This is a genomic window from Pseudomonas sp. Pdm06 (genome assembly GCF_014851795.1).
Lineage (GTDB): Bacteria > Pseudomonadota > Gammaproteobacteria > Pseudomonadales > Pseudomonadaceae > Aquipseudomonas > Aquipseudomonas fluorescens_AA.
Genome location: NZ_JACVAH010000008.1, coordinates 243803 through 256914, shown reverse-complemented (window position 1 = coordinate 256914; position 13112 = coordinate 243803). Strand labels below are relative to the sequence as shown.

Annotated in this window: 17 protein-coding genes; 7 read left to right on the top strand and 10 right to left on the bottom strand. The window is 59.0% G+C overall.

Annotated elements, in window-relative coordinates:
* From IB266_RS15650 to IB266_RS15620, 7 genes are all read right to left on the bottom strand, one after another.
* Positions 1–696, bottom strand: coding sequence for an HAD-IA family hydrolase (locus tag IB266_RS15650; RefSeq protein WP_060741342.1), 696 nt, complete (start codon positions 694–696; stop codon positions 1–3).
* 251 nt (positions 697–947) lie between these two features.
* The gene (locus tag IB266_RS15645) at positions 948–1322 is read right to left on the bottom strand and encodes a hypothetical protein (protein WP_192261707.1); all 375 of its coding nucleotides are present in this window, start codon (positions 1320–1322) and stop codon (positions 948–950) included.
* An 88-nt stretch (positions 1323–1410) separates the two neighbouring features.
* Positions 1411–1614, bottom strand: coding sequence for a hypothetical protein (locus tag IB266_RS15640; RefSeq protein ID WP_192261706.1), 204 nt, complete (start codon positions 1612–1614; stop codon positions 1411–1413).
* Positions 1615–1683: 69 nt separating this feature from the next.
* A complete protein-coding gene (locus IB266_RS15635) occupies positions 1684–1857 on the bottom strand; it encodes a hypothetical protein (RefSeq protein WP_170842313.1) in 174 nt (57 codons plus the stop codon).
* 151 nt (positions 1858–2008) lie between these two features.
* Complete coding sequence (locus IB266_RS15630; RefSeq protein WP_060741339.1) at positions 2009–2425, bottom strand: glycine zipper domain-containing protein; 417 nt, start codon at positions 2423–2425, stop codon at positions 2009–2011.
* Positions 2426–2778: 353 nt separating this feature from the next.
* On the bottom strand, positions 2779–2991 hold the full coding sequence (locus IB266_RS15625; protein ID WP_225613536.1) for a hypothetical protein: 213 nt from the start codon (positions 2989–2991) through the stop codon (positions 2779–2781).
* A 129-nt stretch (positions 2992–3120) separates the two neighbouring features.
* Entirely contained in the window at positions 3121–5310 is a 2190-nt protein-coding gene (locus IB266_RS15620) for a response regulator (protein WP_192261705.1), read from the bottom strand.
* Between the two features lie 401 nt (positions 5311–5711).
* Between IB266_RS15620 and IB266_RS15615 the strand changes: the two genes are divergently transcribed.
* Entirely contained in the window at positions 5712–5990 is a 279-nt protein-coding gene (locus IB266_RS15615; RefSeq protein WP_192261704.1) for a short-chain dehydrogenase, read from the top strand.
* A 127-nt stretch (positions 5991–6117) separates the two neighbouring features.
* On the opposite strand, the gene IB266_RS15610 is transcribed toward IB266_RS15615, so the two are convergent.
* Positions 6118–6741: a hypothetical protein gene (locus tag IB266_RS15610; RefSeq protein WP_192261703.1), complete on the bottom strand. Its 624-nt coding sequence runs from the start codon at positions 6739–6741 to the stop codon at positions 6118–6120.
* A gap of 137 nt (positions 6742–6878) precedes the next feature.
* Here IB266_RS15610 and IB266_RS15605 point away from each other — a divergent pair, with 137 nt between their 5' ends.
* From IB266_RS15605 to IB266_RS15585, 5 genes are all read left to right on the top strand, one after another.
* Complete coding sequence (locus tag IB266_RS15605; RefSeq protein WP_192261702.1) at positions 6879–7556, top strand: phytanoyl-CoA dioxygenase family protein; 678 nt, start codon at positions 6879–6881, stop codon at positions 7554–7556.
* A gap of 100 nt (positions 7557–7656) precedes the next feature.
* Positions 7657–8712: an alpha/beta hydrolase family protein gene (locus IB266_RS15600; protein ID WP_192261734.1), complete on the top strand. Its 1056-nt coding sequence runs from the start codon at positions 7657–7659 to the stop codon at positions 8710–8712.
* A 91-nt stretch (positions 8713–8803) separates the two neighbouring features.
* Positions 8804–9463 carry a hypothetical protein gene (locus IB266_RS15595; protein WP_192261701.1) on the top strand — a complete coding sequence of 220 codons (660 nt, stop codon included), beginning with the start codon at positions 8804–8806 and terminating at the stop codon, positions 9461–9463.
* Positions 9464–9721: 258 nt separating this feature from the next.
* A complete protein-coding gene (locus IB266_RS15590) occupies positions 9722–10087 on the top strand; it encodes a hypothetical protein (protein ID WP_192261700.1) in 366 nt (121 codons plus the stop codon).
* A 48-nt stretch (positions 10088–10135) separates the two neighbouring features.
* Positions 10136–10822 (top strand): hypothetical protein, encoded by a 687-nt coding sequence (locus IB266_RS15585; protein ID WP_192261699.1) that lies wholly within the window; start codon positions 10136–10138, stop codon positions 10820–10822.
* Between the two features lie 47 nt (positions 10823–10869).
* Here IB266_RS15585 and IB266_RS15580 read toward each other — a convergent pair whose 3' ends face one another.
* Together IB266_RS15580 and IB266_RS15575 are read right to left on the bottom strand one after the other, a co-directional pair.
* Positions 10870–11493 carry an SMI1/KNR4 family protein gene (locus IB266_RS15580; protein ID WP_192261698.1) on the bottom strand — a complete coding sequence of 208 codons (624 nt, stop codon included), beginning with the start codon at positions 11491–11493 and terminating at the stop codon, positions 10870–10872.
* A gap of 101 nt (positions 11494–11594) precedes the next feature.
* Entirely contained in the window at positions 11595–12410 is an 816-nt protein-coding gene (locus tag IB266_RS15575; protein ID WP_192261697.1) for a suppressor of fused domain protein, read from the bottom strand.
* A 74-nt stretch (positions 12411–12484) separates the two neighbouring features.
* On the opposite strand from IB266_RS15575, the gene IB266_RS15570 reads away from it, so the two are divergent.
* Positions 12485–13045, top strand: coding sequence for a nucleotidyltransferase family protein (locus tag IB266_RS15570; RefSeq protein WP_192261696.1), 561 nt, complete (start codon positions 12485–12487; stop codon positions 13043–13045).
* The last annotated feature ends 67 nt before the right edge of the window (positions 13046–13112 follow it).

Below are 13112 nucleotides of genomic sequence, written 5' to 3'. Positions count from 1 at the left end.
TCAGGCCCACTCCAGCTCCGGCAGACCGCAAAGGCTCGGCTGGAACATTTTCAAGGAGCGGATGATCCCGTCGGCATGGGCGTATTTTTCGTCCGCCATGGCTGAGTCCGGAATGGCGATGGCGGTCATGCCGGCGGCTTTCGCGGCTGTCACGCCGAACGGCGAATCTTCGAACACCAGGCAGTCGCGCGGCTCGACACCCAGGCGCCGGGCGGCGGTGAGGAAGATATCCGGTGCCGGTTTCGCCGCACCGACCTCCGGATCATCGGCCGTCACGATGCAATCGAACAGCGCGAACCAGTCCCGGTGCAACGTGGTTTTCAGCGCGAACGTGGGGCTGGACGAACTGGTACCCACCGCAATGGGAATGTTGTGGGCCTTGAGATGCCGCACCAGTTCCTCGGCGCCGGGCATGCCCAGGGCGTGAGGAAAACGCTCGCGCATCAAGGGCTCGCGGATGACCAGGAATTCCTGGGGGGTGATCGGCAACTCCAGGGCCTGGACGACGTAATTGGCCAGGTCCGTGGCCCCGCGCCCGATGATGTTCTGCTTGACGCTCCAATCGAACGTGCGCCCGTAGCGCTCGGCGATGATGGAGGTGACCTCGGTGTAGATCCCCTCGGTGTCCAGCAACAGCCCATCCATGTCGAAAATCACAGCCTTGATCGGGCCAAACTCTTTCAGCGGTGCATTCATCGCATCTGATCCGTTATCAACACAACATTCCAGGGATGGCTCAGGTGCGGCCAGGGCAGCGTGTTCGCCTTAAAGGATTCAGCAGGATAACGAAGGGGGCTTGGAACCGGCAATGGGAAATCTGAGGATGAGCTTTGTGGCGAGGGAGCTTGCTCCCGCTCGGTTGCGCAGCGACCGTAGGATCGTGGGGCTGCTTCGCAACCCAGCGGGAGCAAGCTCCCTCGCCACTAATGTAGGTTGATGATGGGAGATCACTGACCGGAGCCACCCGACCCCGAACCACTGCCGCCCGAACTGCCACCGCTGTCACTGGTACCGGTTCCGCCGTTGGTCCCACCGCCCGCGTCGGCACCACCCATCGTACTACCGCCACTCAGCGAACCGCTACCCGTGCCGGGGCTGGTGCTGCTGCCGCTGGCATCGCCGCCATTGCCGCCGCCTACAGAGCCCGGAGGCAAGGCGTTCTCGCTGGCACCGGACTTGGAGCCGGCTTCCATTTCCGAGGAAGGTGGCATCCCGCCCTTATCCACGGGGGGCGTGCCGCTAGAAGATTGTGCGAAAGCGGCTAATGAACTGACGGAAAGAATCCCGGCGAGTGTCAGCGCTGTCATGTTGGACTTCATCATGGTGAGTCTCCTTTTCAAGATACTTACCTGATGTCTGGCACGCGGGGCGGGGCGATGGTGCCAATGGATCGACAGACGGGCCTGCCGATCAGCTCGGCGTGCCAGAGGCGTCGTCACCGGCGATGTCCGGATCATCCGGAGTCGCTTCGACATCCTCGTCGTCGCTGGGCACCTGCTCGACGCCCGCCTCGTCATCGGGCGGGAGCTGGTCGCGGCTCAGCGGGTTGGTGGGCGATGGTAGCGGGTATTCTGGGGTTTCTTCATCATTGGAAACGGGGGAATCGGCAGTCATACAATCTCCCGACAGGTGCACGCACCTGTCCTGCAGCTTAGAGAACGCGGGCGATCAGTTTGAACGCCTTCACTCGTAGGATTCGTCCTCGAGTTCAGCGTCTTCATCGTCGAGCAAGGGCACCTGGGCGTCATCCATCAGGGAACCGGGGTCTTCGTTGCCCGGGTCGTTGGGGCCTGGATCATTGATGAAGGGCACGCCCGTCGGGCCCTTTTCTTCCTTGCCTTCGGTTTCCGGCGTCATGGCACACCTCGCGATTGCTGATGGATGTATGAATTTGAGGTGGGGGGGCGGCAATCGTTCCGGAGAAATGTTCAGGGGAGCCCTGTACACGGGAATGGCAGGTCAATAAAAAACCCGGCACAAGGCCGGGTCTTTTCATCCAAGCATCCGCTTAACGATGATTTCTCTTGTGCTTGTACTTGTGCTTCTTGCCGCCGGAGTGACCATCGTTGTCATTGGACAGGTTGCTGCCCAACGCGCCGCCCGCCGCGCCGCCGACGCCAGCGCCGATGGTGGAGCCGGTGGAGCCGCCCAGACGGTTACCGACGATCGAACCACCGGCCGACCCCAGGCCACCGCCGATGGCGGCTTCCGTGCGGCTACCCTTGCGCGCGCCCACGGCGCTGCCGGCTGCGCCGCCGACACCCGCGCCGATCGCGGCGCCTGTGCTGCCGCCCATCTGCTGGCCGACCACGTTGCCCAACACACCGCCCAGACCGCCGCCGACTGCAGCGGTACCGTCACCGGCAGCCATCGCGCCCTGGGCAACCACCAGCCCCAGTACCAAGGTGGACAAAGTCAAACGCATGATAGAAACCTCAAGAATGCCGCATCGGGGAGAAATGGCCAGTGCGCGCGGGCGCGAGTGTACGCCAAACGCGTCAGCCATGACGGTTGGACAACGAAACGGCGGATTATTTTATGACAGGCAAAAAAAAGCCCGCTGGGGAAACGGGCAGGTACTGCTTTCTAACGGATGAGCTGAGAATACGTACCTGCTTGTGAAAGAAACGTGAAAGAAACCGCCGGTTGAGAAAAGATGAAAAATATTTCCGCAAAGACCGGAATTGCTCCCCGTAGGAGCTGCCGAAGGCTGCGATCTTTTATCTTTCGCTTTGGATTCAATCGACAGGGGAAAGATCGCAGCCCGGTGGGAGCCTGTCACTTCTTGACCGGAACCCTGGGCAAGAACTTGGCTTTCTCCCCTCGCTGCACTTTGGCCACCTTCGTCCTGATGGACTTGATCGGCTCGTCGCCAAAGTCTGCATGGTAGGTCGACTGACCACACTGCAATCCTTCATTGATCGGATACGCGGCTCCTTGCTCCTCGCTGTACGATGCTCCCATTGCATTTCCCCTTTCATTGAGGTCCATACCGACAACAACCGGTTGCCTGACAATATCGACCTTCACAACAATGAGACTAGCCGGTCATCAACAGACTGTTTATTCAACAAGCCTCTTCGCCGACGAGTGGAACTCGCTGTTTCAAAAAGGAAACACTCATTCAGCGCCCAGCATCGTCCGGTTCAAAACCCGGGAAACCTGGTCGGCCGAATAGGGTTTGGACAAGAACTCAAACCCTTCATGACCACTGTGGGCCAACTCTTCGCTGTAGCCGGAAGTGAGCACCACTGGCAGATCCGGGCGACGCTGGCGCAGCTCCCGGGCCAAGGCGATACCGCCGATGCCTGGCATCACCACGTCAGAAAATACCGCGTCGAATGCCATCGCATCCGGCCCGACCATTTCCAACGCTTCTTCGGCGTTGGTCGCCCAGGCGGTTTCGTAGCCCAGGTCCTGGAGGATCTGGTTGGCAAAACGCCCCACCTCCAGGTTGTCTTCCACGATCAACACTCGGCGCTTGCCCTTTTCCAGCACCAGGTGCGCGACCTCTTCCCTGAGCGGCTCGTGGTTTTGCTCGGGCGCCACTTCCGGAAGGTACAAGGTGAACACCGTGCCCTCGCCCACCACAGTCGAAACATCGACGTTGCCACCGGACTGTTTGGCAAAACCGAACACTTGGGACAAGCCCAGCCCCGTGCCCTTGCCCACTTCCTTGGTGGTGAAGAAGGGTTCGAAGATGTGTTCGAGCACTTGCGAGTCAATACCGGTACCGGTGTCAGCCAAGGCGATGGCGGCAAAGGACTGCCCGGCCCCGGCATGACCACGGATCGGCGGTATGCCACCGCCGCAACTGAGCCGAAGCCACAGCGTGCCCTGGCCGTTCATGGCATCCCGGGCATTGAGGGCCATGTTGATCAACGCCGTCTCGAACTGGCTCAGGTCCGCGCGGATGTAACAGGGCTGATCGCACAACTCGACGTTGACCTGGATCCGCGCCCCGGTGACGGTTTGCAGCATGTCCCCCAGGCTCTGCACTTGCTTGCCCACATCGATGACCTCTGGCTTCAACGGCTGGCGCCGGGCAAACGCGAGCAACTGGCTAGTCAACTTGGAGGCGCGCTCCACCGTTTCCGAAACCGCCGTCATGTAGCGTTGCCGGCGCTCTTCGGACAAGTTGGGCATGCGCAGGAAGTCCACCGAAGAACGGATGATCGTCAGCAGGTTGTTGAAGTCATGGGCCACGCCGCCGGTGAGCTGGCCGATGGCTTCGAGTTTTTGCGACTGGCGCAGCGCCGCTTCGGTCTGTTTCAAGCGCGTGGTGCGCTCCTCGACCCGTTCCTCCAGCGTCGCGTTCAATTCGGCCAGGGCCGCCAGGCCTTCGCGCACGGCAGCGTCGGCACGGGCGCGCTCGATGTGGGCCCAGGAGCGCTCGGTGACTTCCATCAGCAGCGCCAGATCGTTGGATGACCAGACCCGCGGCGTTTTGTCGTGAATGGCCATCAGCGCGGTCAATCGCCCACCCTTGATCAACGGCACGCAAATGGTGGCCGCGATACCAATGGCTTGAAACGTCGCCGCTTCCTCCGGCGCCAGCTCCTTGAGGTTATCGTTGATCACCAGCGGCTTGCCGGCCCGCAGGTTGGCGACGGCCAGCCGACCAAAATCAGCCAGCTGATAATGCCCGAGAATATGGGGCGACCCCGCCCTGGCCCAATCGCCGCGAATGGTGAAACCGTCCTCGTCCTCATCCATGTCCGCGTAGGCACAATTGGACAGGTTCAGGTGCGCCGCGAGAATCCGCGTAGTGGTCGCCATGATGGCCTGCGGGTCGGTGGCGTTGGCCACGGCATTGCCAATGGCATCCAGTACGGCCAGCCGTTGGGTCATGAACACCGTGGACGTGGTTTCGGTGACCGTATCCAACATGCCCACTACCGTGCCGAACTGGTCACGGATGGGGCTATAGCAGAACGTGAAATAAGCCTGCTCAGGACCGCCGCCGCGCTCGATGACCAGGGGGAAGTTCTCTATATAAGTGGCTTGCCCATCGAAGGCCGCGTGCACGATCGGCCCGATATCGTTCCAGACCTCCCGCCACACCTCATCGAACCGCCGCCCCAGCGCCTCAGGCTTGCTGCCGAGGATCGGCAGAAACGCATCGTTGTACAACGTGATCAGGTCCGGCCCCCACACGATGGCCTGGGGAAAATGCGAGGCGAGGCTCAGCGCCACGGTGGTCTTCAGCACATCAGGCCACTGCGCAGGCGGCCCGAGCGGCGTGCCCTCCCAAGGATGGCGCCGAACCCGCTCAGCCATTTCTCCAGAGCTCTGAAGCCAATCTGTCATTGCGTTCGATCCTTCTGAGACGCCAATACCAACGAGGGGGAAACGCTTGTGACCCCAGGCAGGGCCGTATTATCCCGCGCAGGATGGGAATGCGCGATTGGATTGTGGGATGCGTCGGGGGCCAAATGGGGGGTGAAGGGCGGAAATGGGGGGTTAGGCTACAGAAATGTCTTACATATCGTTGGGAATGAGCTTGATGTAGGTGAAGAGGCTGCAACGTTGTAAGACATACAGCTCGAATGCTTACGACGATGGCAACATCCTACATATGATTGGGAATCCCCTTCGCTATCAATCCCTTGCGTATTTTTTGTGGTGACGTCTATAGTTTTGGCGTCGCCCAAATGGCGACCGGGTTTGGCGACTCGATTGACACAATTCCAACAACACAGGGAATTGTTATGAACCAATATATGGGCCTGACCAGCAACGCCGACGACCAACCCCTCTACGTCGATACCACCGCCCCGCTACACATCCTGCTCGACTCAGCCGCCTATCGAATCCGTGCCGCCACCCAATTCCTGGAGAACCTGGCGATGCATGATGAACTGACCATCGATCCCGCAACCTTGCAAGATCTGGCACAGCTTTGCTGCATCCCGCTGCGTGATGGGTGTGACGTGATGGATGTGATTGCACGACGATTGGATGCGGCGCCGGCAGGTTCCACGCCATAAGCCTGCCCGCCGACAACCTGTGGCGAGGGAGCTTGCTCCCGCTGGGCTGCGCAGCGGCCCCTTTTGTGAGCGCTGCGCACTCAAGCGGGAGCAAGCTCCCTCGCCACGAGCGCATCGTCGACCTGAACTACTCGACAATCCCGTTATAAACAACAGTCACACCGCCCTCCTTCTTGACCATGAGCTTGTTCCCTTCCGCCATGGCCTCGACCAATTCAGAACACCCCTCCACTTCACGCTTGCCATCAACGCGCTCGGCCTGGGTGTCGAAACTGAATACATAGGTCGACGCCGGGCAAGCATTGCCGCCCTCGCCCGTGGAAACAACCAACACATACTTGCTCGGGCCAAACGTGTAAGCCTTTTCAATCGTCACATAACCGGTGTACTCGGCCTGCTCGACAACGGATTCCATGACGTTCATCACACCCGCCCGCGATTGATAATTCAGCGCAGTTGCCATCGCCTCAGTCTGAGTCGTGAAAGGTCCGGCACGTTCGGTATTGACGGGCAGCGCTTGATAGGTAACGCCCGGCGGCGCGGGTGGTGCGGCTTGAGTCTTGGCGGTGGTTTTTGCAACAGGGCTTCGCTGGAGTTGAGGGCTGTCGCATTGGCCGTTTTTGCAGATGAAATCGCCTTGGCAATCGATGTCTTCCGAGCACGAGTTCGTTTCTTCGAAGGTGCTCTGGTCGGCCTTGGCGTAACTGACGACGGCCAGTGTCAGGAGGGTGCAGGCGAGCAAACGCTTCATCGGTGAAGTCCTTTTCTTGGATGGTGGCTGGATGATAACTGCAAACCTACCGGGATTGTCTCTGGTCACCTTCGTTTTCGGGTGGTCCCACTTTGGTTTACAGACTAGCCTTCCAAATGCCCGCACAAGGACGAACCATGGCTGACCGCACACAACTCCACCAAGACGGCTACGCCCTGCTCCGTCGAGCGATCCCGAACGAGTGGCTGGCTGACTTGCGTAGCGTGTTCGATGCAGGCGTGCGACCGTCGGATCAATGGCCAGTGCCCCGTGGCATGGACTGGCGCTATTCGATGCTGGACGATGATTCGAGGATTCAAGCCGTGTGTCGTCTACCCCAGCTACTGGCGGTGGCAGGTGAGTTGATCGGCGAGCAATTCTTCCTCTCCCAAGTGGAAGGCCGCGAGCCCCTTGCCGGTGGCGGCCAGCAACCACTGCACCGCGATCTGTCGGCCCAACGACCAGGCGACATCGCCGTCGCCCTGGCGTTCTTCGACGATTACGGCCCCGAGAACGGCGCGACACGGATCGTCCCCGGCAGCCATCGCACCGAGCCGGATGCGCCACCCTTCGACTTCAATGACGAGTCACGCGCGGTACAGCTTTCAGGCGGTGCCGGTGACATCCTGGTGTTCGATGTGGACCTGGTGCACGCGGGCAGCCTGAACGCGATTGGCGCACGCCGTCGCTCTATCCTGATCAGCTACTTCTCGGAATCGCTCTACGCGTCACACCTGGAAACCGTGGCGCTGCGCAATATTCGTATGGACACCCGCGAGCGATTCGCCCCTGCGGAGTTTACTTTCGAGGGCTAGTTTTTTGGGTCGATGAAAGTTGTGCGCAACGGTTCGAATCTGAGCTTTAATGCCCGTGCTTTTTGAGAACCCCATTCGTCTGATCAAGGAAGAAACGGCATTGAAAACAGCTTTCGGCGCCCTGTTGTTGGCCTGCCTGACAACGACCGCATTGGCTGACGAAGCCCCCATCGGTTTTCAATCTTCCACCCTGCCGGATCCACACAATGGCCGTGCACTGGAAATGGTGGTCTGGTACCCGAGCGCAACAACCGCAGTCCCGCAACTGATCGCCGATAATGCGGTGTTTGTCGGCGCGTCCGCCGTGCGTAACGCGCCGCCAACTGCGGGCGAACACCCACTGGTGGTGCTCTCCCATGGCTACAGGGGGAACTGGAGCAACCAGATTTGGCTGGCCAGCGCCTTGGCCCAGAAGGGTTACATCGTCGCCGCCATCAACCACCCCGGCAGCACTACCCATGACCGCAGCCCCCAAGCAGCGGCGCAGTTATGGCAGCGACCCGTCGACCTGCGCCGAGCCATCGATGCGGTCACGACTCAACCTGAAAAATTTGGTCGGGTCGCCAATGATCGAATTGCAGCCGTGGGCCATTCACTCGGCGGCTGGACCGCCCTGGAGATCGCCGGCGCTCGCTTCGATCCAGAGCGCTTCGCCCAAGACTGCAAAGCCCATTCGCAGTTATCCAGCTGCACGGTTTACAAACAAATGAACCCCGCCAGCACCGCTGATTCAAAGGCCGAATTGGCCGCCGATTGGCGCGATAAACGTGTTACTGCGGTGGTGACATTGGACCTGGGCCTTTCGCGGGGCCTGACCGATAAAAGCCTGGCCGCGCTGCCTGTCCCCACCTTGGTGATCGCGGCCGGTGTACCGTCGCAAGAGCTTCCCGCTGAGTTGGAGTCTGCCAACCTGGCCAAGCGCCTGCCCCCAGCGTCGAGCCGTTACATCGAGATCAGCGATGCGAGCCATTTCAGCTTCATGTCGATGTGTAAGCCTGGGGCGCAGGAAATGCTTGAAGAGGAAGTGCCGGGGGATGGGATCATTTGTCGGGATGGTGATGGCGGTCGTGCTCGGGGGGTGATTCAGCGGCAGGTTGCATCGCTGATCGCAGAGTTTTTGGCGCAGTCATCGGGCTATGAAGAAGGTCGTTTGTAGACATCGGAGTCATGCGGATTATAGATCTCAGTTATGCTCCCAGAGATTTGGATACCATTGGCATGGTACTAACATAATTTAAGGACAAAATATGTTCAGCAAATCTCAGGTCATTACCATACCAGCCCTAATCACAGTGACACTTTTACTCACGGGCTGCCCACCCCCAGCGTCGTTCACACAATGGAAACGCGCTTCGACATCTGTAGAGGGCGTCAAAGCCGCAATGGCAGAATGTGGCGATCCTGTAACAGGGCCCCAGAACCATTTCCCAATAAATGTACAGATAACTCACTTTCAGTGTATGCAGCGTCTTGGCTTTATTCGCAAAGACGGTTTTGAATACTGTGAAATAATGAAGCATATGCCAGCCTGCGTCGAAGAAAGGCAGGGCCATCCTCTAAGCTTGTCCCAGCTCGAAGCTTTGCCTTTTGTCGAAGATGAGGCATTTCACCCAATCAAGCCAAATTCAGGCCGAGATGAACGTATGCAGGTCTCCTGGCGTAAAGCGGGAGCATCACAGCATTTCTCAGTCCAGGTAGCCAATGATAGTGAAGCCCTGCCGGTAATGTACGCATGCGGCTATGCCAAACCACTGGGGTCGAATCTAGATGTCGCAAGCATTGGAAGCACTGCCAAAGCCCAACGCTGCATGATTGATCACGGATTTGAACCGAAGAATAAATTGACACTGGTTTGCCTGACTTATCCACAAGTAACGGGCTGTTCGTCAACGACCCTGCCGCGTTGACCCAATTACTGGCCGCCGCGACCGGAAGCTATCGGCCGATTCGACAGAAGCAGCGATACGCACAACCTGCCTTCGGAGCGAATAGCGTAGCAGTAGCCCACGACCAGCTGGCGAATCATCAGTTCACGTCGAGACTCGTGAAAATAAAACTGTCCCTATTTTTTCATGCTCCATTTTTCATAGGAGTCAAGGTATGACTCTTCCCCAATAGTTTCCGACTTAACTATCCTAAGCTCCCCCCAAAACGGATTCGCCAAGATGTATCTGCGTTCAAGCGTGTTATGCCTGTGCCTTTTCAGCACCCTGAGCCAGGCCGCTGTCAACTGTTCTGCCCTGGCGGAAAAGATCTCTGGCACCGTGCCTGAGTTTCATCCGTCGGTGCAAGGCAAGGTCATCGGCACCGGACGCCTGCATTTTCACGAAGCGCCGGATGAAGCCTGTGCCAATAAAAAGATTTTCGTAATACCCGGCGACTCTCTCACCATTTACGCCAGCCTTGAAGACGAATCATGGCTGGAAGTGAACTTCATTGCCAAGAGTGGCGACGACTACACCGGTTGGGTAAAGGCGGACCGGGTCGAGATTGGTGTACCTTACGGAGCGCCAGCGGGCGATGCCCAGTAATTCAAAATGGGTGTGCCCTTTTTCATTTTTTGAAGCGCAGGAGAAACAATGACGGACTCGCCAGCAGGGAGTGCGCTGTTGCCGGCCAGCATACACGGCGACCTCGACGTGGCTGATGGCACGGGTTTCGCTGGCTGGGCTCGCGTCTGGGCGGAGCTTGGCGTCGGATGCGCGCCCCAGGAGACGTACGAAGCCCTCATTCGACGCTACGGCGAGCCGCATCGCGCTTACCACACCCTCCAGCATCTGCAGGAATGCCTTCAGGTGCGCCGGTTCGTCAACGCGGCCTGCCCGGCCCCCGCCGAAGTCGACCTCGCGCTATGGTTCCATGATGCGGTCTACGACCCTCTTCGCAGCGACAACGAGCTGCGCAGTGCCCAATGGTTGGATGATGTGGCACGTGATAACGGCCTGGACGATGAAACGCGACGCAGGCTTTACGAGCTGGTGATGGTGACGCGGCACGACGCTGCTCCGACGTCGGCAGACGAAGCGGTGCTGGTGGATACGGATCTGGCGATCCTTGGGGCAGCGTTCGAGCGGTTCGAGGAATACGACCAACAAATCCGCCGCGAGTACCAGTTTGTGCCGCTGTCTGTGTACCGCCAAAAGCGCCGCCAGGTCCTTGAAGGTTTTCTGGCACGGGGGCGCATTTATACGACTGCACCGTACTTCGACGCATTCGAGCAGCAGGCACGGGCCAATCTTGCACGCGCCATCGACCGTCTCGACTGAAGACTGGCGTCATTCGGCAAATCGGGTTTCAGCCATCGGATCAGGCTTCAGATCAACCGATCCACAACCCTCGCATTCCACAACTCCCGATACCGCTCCCGCCACCCCGGACTTCCCTTATCCAGCCACTCCAACGTCGCCTCAACACTTTCAGGGCTGATGATGAAGTGATTGATATGCTCCTCGATCCGCTCTTGCGATAGATGCAGCGCGTCCAAGTAACCATTGAAAGAATCCGCCAGCAACACATACTCATCGCCCTGCTGACGGCGCCCGGTCCAGGCCGGTAAGCCCGCCACCATCGCCGCCACGTCCTGGCGCCCTTCACGCAAATCCAGCAGCAAGATACTCGCGCCGCCGTCACGCCCGATCGGCAACAATCCCGTCGCGGGGAAGCCGGGCTGAGCCCGCAGTTGCTCCAGTTCGAAGGGGTTGAATTCATACTCTTTGTCCGGATCCAGCCCGTACAGTGAAAAGCTGAGCAACTCCTCATCGCCATTGGCGAGCGTGGCCAGCACATCGTATTCCACGTAGGCGCCGTTGCAGGTCTTGAGGAACTGGCGATAGTCGTCTGGCAAGCGGGCACCCAGGCTGGCTTCCAGTTGCGCGATGGCAAGGTCGGTGGCGCCTTCACGGGTGTCTTCGAGGATGAGTCCACGATAGTCAGTCATTGATGTCTCGAAAGGGTATGGGATGGGACGCGGTATCAATCGATCTTACAAAAAAAAAGCGACCGTTCACTCGGGTTGGTTTTCGGCCGCCCCTCCTGGCCTCACACCACACTCGCTCGATGCAGACTGCTCATATGCCCAACGCCCGCCGCCTTCAACCGACTCACCAGATCCTCCCTAGCCGTTCGCCCCCCTGAACGCACGTACTCCAGCTCCGCAGCGGTGATCAAGACCACCGGTACCAACCTGACCGGGGACAAGGGCATGTCATCCAGTTGGGTAGGAAAATCCGGTGCCGGGGCGCCGAGCAGAACGCCGGTGGAGTCGTCATCGGTCACGAAGAGTTTGGGCAATTGATCGCTCATGTGGTGCGATTGGCTCAGCCCGGGCAGTTCAAGGGATAGCGCCCCGTGCTGGTCGAGTTGGTGGGTGATGCCACCCGCATCGGCCACCGTTTTGGCGACGTGTTCCACCAGCTCGAATGCCCAGCTGCGTTTGAAAGGGTCGACCTCTCCCACCGGGCCGTAAGCGTGCTCGGGGATATCCGCGGTTTCGACGAACAATTCCATTTCGAAGCCGTTGCCCATTCCTTCCGTATCATCGAATGGATCGGAAAGGCCTTCAGTGGCGAGAATGATCGCGTCGCCGCGGCGAACCACGCGGTAGGCCTGGCGGGTCGAAGGCCAGTACGGGCCGCCGGAAAAGGTCGGACTGATCAAGTAGGACAGAACATCCCGCTCGACCGTGCCGACAGCGCTCCAATGACGATCCAGGCACGCTGCGCCGGCTTCCCGGATGGCCAGATTGGCTGCTTCAGCCTCGGTCAGGTCGCCAAGCTCGTGGGACTGCGGCGCAGGCTGGTCGTTTTGGGTTTCAGGGATTTTCGATGAACCGAAGAGCTTCTTGAAGAAATTCATGGGCGTTCCTATCCGAAAATTGCAATTGATGTAGGCTCAGTCACTACGCTTGGATCGATTTCAAAAGGATGAATATGACGTTGACGGTCGAAAGTTTGGTGAGCATAGCAATGACCAACCCAATCAACGCACAAATCACCGCGCGCTTGCCTTCACTCGGTTTGAATCAATGCATGCTCACCGCTGGCTGCCTGTTCCAAGCCGTCTGGAATCATCAGTCGCAGCGGCCACCCGCTTGGGGCGTGAAGGATTACGATGTTTTTTACTTCGACCCCGACCTGTCCTGGGAGGCCGAGGATGAAGTGATCCATGCCGCCCAGCGTCTCTTCCAGGACCTCGACGTCAACATCGAGATCAAGAACCAGGCGCGCGTCCACCTTTGGTACGGTCAGCGGTTTGGCAAGCCCTACCCTCAGCTTCAGTCGGCCAAGGATGGCATTGATCGTTACTTGATTGCGGGTACGTGTATTGGGCTGGATGTTGAAACCGGTGAGGTCTATGCGCCCTATGGCCTGGACGACATAGAGCAAGGCGTTCTTCGCATGAATCCAAGAAATCCCCAGCCGGACTTGTTCGATGAGAAGGCGAAAAGTTATCAGGCTCGCTGGCCGTGGCTCAGCATTATGGAGAAATGATGCAACCGCCATAATCCTGTGGCGAGGGAGCTTGCTCCCGCTGGGTGGCGAAGCCGCCCCAAAACGT

Bases quoted from the DNA above. Each gene is read 5' to 3' on its own strand.
- IB266_RS15650 (WP_060741342.1), bottom strand. From the start codon at position 696: ATGAATGCACCGCTGAAAGAGTTTGGCCCGATCAAGGCTGTGATTTTC.
- IB266_RS15645 (WP_192261707.1), bottom strand. From the start codon at position 1,322: ATGATGAAGTCCAACATGACAGCGCTGACACTCGCCGGGATTCTTTCC.
- IB266_RS15640 (WP_192261706.1), bottom strand. From the start codon at position 1,614: ATGACTGCCGATTCCCCCGTTTCCAATGATGAAGAAACCCCAGAATAC.
- IB266_RS15635 (WP_170842313.1), bottom strand. From the start codon at position 1,857: ATGACGCCGGAAACCGAAGGCAAGGAAGAAAAGGGCCCGACGGGCGTG.
- IB266_RS15630 (WP_060741339.1), bottom strand. From the start codon at position 2,425: ATGCGTTTGACTTTGTCCACCTTGGTACTGGGGCTGGTGGTTGCCCAG.
- IB266_RS15625 (WP_225613536.1), bottom strand. From the start codon at position 2,991: ATGGACCTCAATGAAAGGGGAAATGCAATGGGAGCATCGTACAGCGAG.
- IB266_RS15620 (WP_192261705.1), bottom strand. From the start codon at position 5,310: ATGACAGATTGGCTTCAGAGCTCTGGAGAAATGGCTGAGCGGGTTCGG.
- IB266_RS15615 (WP_192261704.1), top strand. From the start codon at position 5,712: ATGAACCAATATATGGGCCTGACCAGCAACGCCGACGACCAACCCCTC.
- IB266_RS15610 (WP_192261703.1), bottom strand. From the start codon at position 6,741: ATGAAGCGTTTGCTCGCCTGCACCCTCCTGACACTGGCCGTCGTCAGT.
- IB266_RS15605 (WP_192261702.1), top strand. From the start codon at position 6,879: ATGGCTGACCGCACACAACTCCACCAAGACGGCTACGCCCTGCTCCGT.
- IB266_RS15595 (WP_192261701.1), top strand. From the start codon at position 8,804: ATGTTCAGCAAATCTCAGGTCATTACCATACCAGCCCTAATCACAGTG.
- IB266_RS15590 (WP_192261700.1), top strand. From the start codon at position 9,722: ATGTATCTGCGTTCAAGCGTGTTATGCCTGTGCCTTTTCAGCACCCTG.
- IB266_RS15585 (WP_192261699.1), top strand. From the start codon at position 10,136: ATGACGGACTCGCCAGCAGGGAGTGCGCTGTTGCCGGCCAGCATACAC.
- IB266_RS15580 (WP_192261698.1), bottom strand. From the start codon at position 11,493: ATGACTGACTATCGTGGACTCATCCTCGAAGACACCCGTGAAGGCGCC.
- IB266_RS15575 (WP_192261697.1), bottom strand. From the start codon at position 12,410: ATGAATTTCTTCAAGAAGCTCTTCGGTTCATCGAAAATCCCTGAAACC.
- IB266_RS15570 (WP_192261696.1), top strand. From the start codon at position 12,485: ATGACGTTGACGGTCGAAAGTTTGGTGAGCATAGCAATGACCAACCCA.